General features: G+C 36.6%; 5 protein-coding genes and 1 pseudogene. All 6 read right to left on the bottom strand.

Going from position 1 to position 5,205, the window contains the following annotated elements:
- Nucleotides 1-270: OmpH family outer membrane protein (locus tag ACP5S8_RS06890; RefSeq protein ID WP_461876229.1), on the bottom strand; the 270-nt coding region annotated here is incomplete at its 3' end.
- A gap of 30 nt (nucleotides 271-300) precedes the next feature.
- Nucleotides 301-1,014, bottom strand: coding sequence for a biotin--[acetyl-CoA-carboxylase] ligase (locus ACP5S8_RS06885; RefSeq protein WP_461876228.1), 714 nt, complete (start codon nucleotides 1,012-1,014; stop codon nucleotides 301-303).
- Between the two features lie 9 nt (nucleotides 1,015-1,023).
- On the bottom strand, nucleotides 1,024-3,024 hold the full coding sequence (locus ACP5S8_RS06880) for a chemotaxis protein CheA (protein ID WP_461876227.1): 2,001 nt from the start codon (nucleotides 3,022-3,024) through the stop codon (nucleotides 1,024-1,026).
- A gap of 3 nt (nucleotides 3,025-3,027) precedes the next feature.
- Nucleotides 3,028-4,014, bottom strand: a complete 987-nt coding sequence (locus ACP5S8_RS06875; RefSeq protein WP_461876226.1) for a chemotaxis protein — start codon at nucleotides 4,012-4,014, stop codon at nucleotides 3,028-3,030.
- Nucleotides 4,015-4,023: 9 nt separating this feature from the next.
- Nucleotides 4,024-4,356, bottom strand: coding sequence for a methyl-accepting chemotaxis protein (locus ACP5S8_RS06870; protein WP_461870909.1), 333 nt, complete (start codon nucleotides 4,354-4,356; stop codon nucleotides 4,024-4,026).
- Nucleotides 4,357-4,562: 206 nt separating this feature from the next.
- A pseudogene (locus tag ACP5S8_RS06865) lies at nucleotides 4,563-5,205 on the bottom strand (methyl-accepting chemotaxis protein); the annotation flags it as partial.

Here is a 5,205-nt window from a genome sequence, read left to right as displayed (position 1 = left end):
CTTTTGCTTTTTAGCTTGCTTGGATATAGCTTTGCTCTCTATCTCCTTTTGAAGGTTTTGAAGTTCCGCTTCGTAAGCTTGCAGCTTTTTACGTATCTTAGCCACCTTCTCATTTAAAGACTTGCCAAGGGATTTAGCAAAAGTAGATTTTTGCATTACCTCTTGAGTATCCACACATGCAAAACCACCAGCATAGGAAGAAACCGATAAAACAGACAAAAGCCCCAAAGCTAATACTGAAGCCTTTAGCGTCTTTTTAAGATTTTTCATTTTTGCCTCCTTTTAAAAATTAAAAATATTTTACCACATTTCTTTAGGTATCATAGATTCTATTTCACCGGCGCTTAAACTAACAAGCGTATTATCTTTCTCAATCACTATACTGCCATCTTTGTCTACCTCTTTTAAAATCCCAGATACTTTTCCATCGTTTGCCGTTATAAATTTGTTTTTGTAAAGAAGGTTGTCGTTTATAATATTTCTAAAATCTTCAAACCCGTAAGAATTAAAATGTTCTATATCATCATAGAAAAAATCAAAAAACGTCGTAAGAAAGTGCTGTTTTGATACATACTTTCTTGTGAAAAGCTTTAAAGATATAGCCCTGTCCGATATGTCTTGAGGAAAATCCTCTTGGTTTAAATTTACACCTATACCTATTATGCTATTCTCCCTTATTCTCTCTACCAAAATACCTGCAACTTTTCTTGGCTTTTCCAATAAAACGTATATGTCGTTTGGCCATTTTATATATGGGACTATATCGTAAAGATGCTTGATGGTCTTAAAAAGAGATACACCAACTACCAAAGATAACGGCTCTATGTTAATATCTTTCTTTAATATACTAAAATAAAGCCCATCTTTTAAAGAAGAGTACCATACATGGCCATATCTCCCGCGACCTTTGTATTGGGAGTTGGCTACAACACAGATATTATCTGATAGTTCGTTTATATGGCTTTTAATATAATCTTGAGTAGAATCTATACTATCAAACCATATAAGCTTCATCAAACAATATCAAACTCTTACACCATGGCTTATTCTTTTTAATATACCAGCCAAATCCAATATAAGCACTACGTTACCATCACCTGTGATAGTAGCCCCTGATATACCCTCTATTTCACCAAATATCTTACCAAGAGGTTTTACCACTATCTCTTCGTCCCCGTAAAGCTCTTCTACAGTAAAGCTCACCCTTTGATTCCCAAGCTGGGATATGATAACATACCCTATTTTACTGTCTCTAATGCCGAGCACGTCCGCAAGGTTTACAAGTGGAATAGTAGATTCTCTCAATATAAGGACGTCTTCACCAGATACGGTAGTAATAGTGGCATTTTCTTGCTGTATAATTTCCAATACAGAGTATATAGGTATGGCAAAATTTCTGTTGCCTATAGACACCATAAGAGCTCTTATGATACCTACCGTCAGAGGAAATGCCATGATGACCTTTGTGCCTTTCCCTTTTTGGGTTTCTATGTCTATGGTACCTCTAAAGTTCATAACGGTAGTCATAACAACATCCATACCTACGCCTCTACCAGATACCTCAGAAACTTGGTCTGCTGTAGAAAAACCTGGATGGAATATGAGAGACAGGACTTCTTTTTCAGTCATTTTTTCTAATCTATCCTGACTTATAATGCCTTTTTCTAGAGCTTTCTTTTTAACCTTCTCTATGTCTATACCACGCCCATCATCCTCTATAACTATTATAATTCTATCTCCTTGATAGTAAGCTTTTAGTTTTATAATACCTGTCCTTGGTTTACCTAAAAGCTCTCTTTCTTCAGGAGGTTCTATACCATGGTCTACAGAATTTCTTATTATGTGTATAAGAGGTTCTTCAAGCTTTTCAAGTACGGATTTGTCCATTTCGGTATCTTCACCTTCTGTGATAAGTTCAATCTGTTTGTTTAAAAGCTTTGCCAAATCTCTAACAACACGGGGGAATTTTTGAAATAGCCTTTTGACTGGTTGCATACGAGTTTTCATAACAGCCACTTGCAAATCTCCCACTATCCTATCTATGGAAGACAATACAGATTCTAAGTCATCCAAGCCTTTTATCTGTTCGTTGTTTTCTGAAGCGCTCTGCATGATAGTAGATACTACTTTTACAAGTCTATTTCTATCAAGAACAAGTTCGCCTACTAAATTCATAAGAGCTTCTATCTTCTGTACATCTATTCTTAATACTTTTTCCTCTTCTTTTTCTTTTGGGTGAGTTTGCTTTGGCGGTTCTTTTTTTTCTACCACTTGAGATGGCGTCTGTGATGATTCCTTAGGTGCTGATTTTATATCCTCGCTAACAGATGTCTTTTCCATCTCTTTTGCAATGTCTTCTTCTTTCTTTTGGGATACGTTATCAACAGTCTTTGACGGGGAAGCATTTATGATAGCATCTAACTCCTGTATCAAACCCTCTGGTCTTTCGCTAGGTGGCATCAAGACCAACTCTTCTAATATCTCTTCTATAGATTTCCCGATAAGATGTTCAAAGCCGTATTTTTTCAAAAGCTTTGATACTGGGTCATTCGATGTTTCTTCAAAATTCTGCTCACTGGTCTGTGGTTTAGTTTCTTCCTCTTTAGAAGATACTGGCTTTTCAGTAGAATACTTATCTGGATTTTTTAAAACATCTTCTAACTCTGATATTAACTCCTTATCAAGCTCCAACTCCTCTTGATTTTCTGCTTTTTCCAAATATTCCTTTATTTTGTCTGCAGCTTTTAAAAGTAAATCGTTTATAGTATCAGAAAAAGAGATCTCTCCATTTCTTAGCTTGCCTAGTATATCTTCAGCTTTGTGAGCGGTTTCTACTATTGCGTCTAAACCTAGGAAACCCGCTCCACCTTTTATCGTGTGCATTACTCTAAAAGCGCTGTTTAAGATTTCTTGGTTAGTAGGGTCTTTTTCTAATTCTAGTAAATCTGTTTCTAACTTTTCTAAATTTTCTCTTGCCTCTACCAAAAACTCTTCAAATATCTCACGCATTTCATCAGGTATCATACATCACTCTCCTTTTGCCCTTAAAGCAAATTTATTTATAATATCTGAGAGTTCCTTTGCATCAAACTTCACTATAAAATCATCTGCTCCCACAGATTTTGCCTTCATCTTGTTTGCTTCGTCGCTTAAAGTAGTATTTACCACCACCGGTATGTGCATAAGCCCAGGGGTTGTTTTTATCTTCTTTGTAAGAGTAAGCCCATCCATTTTTGGCATTTCTAAGTCTGTTATCACAAGCTGAACGTAGTTTGATATGTTTTTATTTTCTTTCTTTGCCTTTTCCAAGAGATTTTCTAAAGCGTCCCAAAGCTCTTCTCCGTTTTCAAAAATAACTACATCATGACCAAGCTTTGAAAGCATACTTCTTAGTAAATTTCTAGCGGTGCTTGAATCGTCAGCTGCATATATGGTAAATTTCTCTTCTTGCTCGTCTTTTGCCTTTTCAAGATAATCGGCGTCAAAAACATTTAAAAGACCCATATCGTTTAGTATACCTTCAAAATCAAGTATAAGAAGAAGACCCTCTTCAGTTTCCACTACTCCTGTAATACGTCCATTCAATTTTTGATTTAATATGATAGGAGCCTCTTTTATATCAGCCCACGATATTCTTCTGATGCGTTTAGCATCGTGGATTATAACGCCTACTTTCTCCCTCAGAAACTCCATATAAAGAACATATTTTTTGTATTTAATAGGCTCAACCAAGCCCATCCACCTTGCTAAACTAATGACAGGTATCAGCTCCCCCCTTATCTCCGCCATACCCTCCACTTGGGGAGGCATGTTTGGAACCTTTGTAATCTCTGGGAGCCTTAGCACTTCTCTTACTTTTGCTACGTTAACTCCCATGATCCATTCATAACGAGAGCCGTCTTCTTTATCTTCAAAAATCCTAAAATCTACTATTTCAAGCTCGTTTGCACCAGTTCTCAATACCTCTGGTAAGCCACTACCAGATTTTTTAGGAGCTACTATACCGCTTTCCATAAGCCCTCCTCAAACTTCTTCTTTGTTGAGAGTATCAAGCTTTTCTTCTATAGAAAGCATAAGCCTTTTTATGTTGGTGGCTATTTTGTTGGTGTTTTCTGCAAGCTTTCTAAATTCAGAAGCCACCACCGCAAAACCTTTCCCCACTTCACCCACCCGAGCTGCCTCTATAGCGGCGTTTAAAGCAAGTAAGTTGGTCTGCTTAGCTATCTTAGAAAGACTATCCACCATCTCTTTTATCTCTTCAGTTTCTTTTACGGCCTCTTTCACTATATCCTTCTTGCTTAAATTTACGTTTTCTACATCAGCTTTTGCTTCTTCAGTTTGAAATTCTTGGTCCATATCACACCTCCTATTTTACTTTAACATCCTTTTAAACTTTCTGCAAGGCTTATTAATTTTTCTACAATAGTAGTAGAATAATCTGTAAGCTCTACGAATTTATTATACATTGCGTCTCTATCTTTACCTTGTCTTTTCATCCTTTCTATTTCCATAGCTATTTGATGGTAATGTTTGTGAGGATTTTCAACTTCTTCAAATAACATCAAAGCATTTGCACCGCAATGAGATACATTAGTCCTTGCCTCTTGCGAGTAATACCACTTACCAAAAGCGCATTGGGTATGATCTGGCACACTCCAGCTTATCTTATCCTCTACCATATTCATAACATTTAGAATAAATTTAGCGTGGTCCACAGCCCTTTGATAAATTTCGGCATACATACCAGGTTTTATAGCTTTTAACCCTTGGAACGTATTCTCTGAAAGACTTACAGCTTCGCTAATTACAGGTACAGCTTTATCTATGGTATCTTCTATTTTAGATATGCCATCTCCCAATGTAGATATGCTACGAGTTATATTGTTCATAACACTCGACTGTTCTTCAGTAGCCACGCTTTGCTTTGATATCAAAGAAGAAAGCTCATCAAAGCTATTTTTCATACTATAAAAGCTTTCTTTTAGTTCATCCAGGTATTCACTGTTCTTTGTTATAGTCTTTTTAGCGTCTTCTGTTTTTGATATAGATTCTCTGGCTTCTTCTACTATATTCTCTATGAGATCTCTTATACTTACAGCAGATTTTGAAGTCTTCTCTGCTAACTTTCTTACCTCATCGGCTACCACCGCAAAACCTCTTCCTATCTCACCAGCACGAGCCGCTTCTATGGCAGCGTTTAAAGAG

This window comes from Hydrogenobaculum sp. (genome assembly GCF_049967395.1).
Classification (GTDB): Bacteria; Aquificota; Aquificia; order Aquificales; family Aquificaceae; genus Hydrogenobaculum.
Note: the sequence above shows the minus strand (reverse complement) of the source record. Positions and strands in the feature narration are given on the sequence as shown.

Excerpts from the sequence above, each read along its gene's own strand:
- ACP5S8_RS06875 (WP_461876226.1), bottom strand. The coding sequence starts at position 4,014 with ATGGAAAGCGGTATAGTAGCTCCTAAAAAATCTGGTAGTGGCTTACCA.
- ACP5S8_RS06880 (WP_461876227.1), bottom strand. The coding sequence starts at position 3,024 with ATGATACCTGATGAAATGCGTGAGATATTTGAAGAGTTTTTGGTAGAG.
- ACP5S8_RS06885 (WP_461876228.1), bottom strand. The coding sequence starts at position 1,014 with ATGAAGCTTATATGGTTTGATAGTATAGATTCTACTCAAGATTATATT.
- ACP5S8_RS06870 (WP_461870909.1), bottom strand. The coding sequence starts at position 4,356 with ATGGACCAAGAATTTCAAACTGAAGAAGCAAAAGCTGATGTAGAAAAC.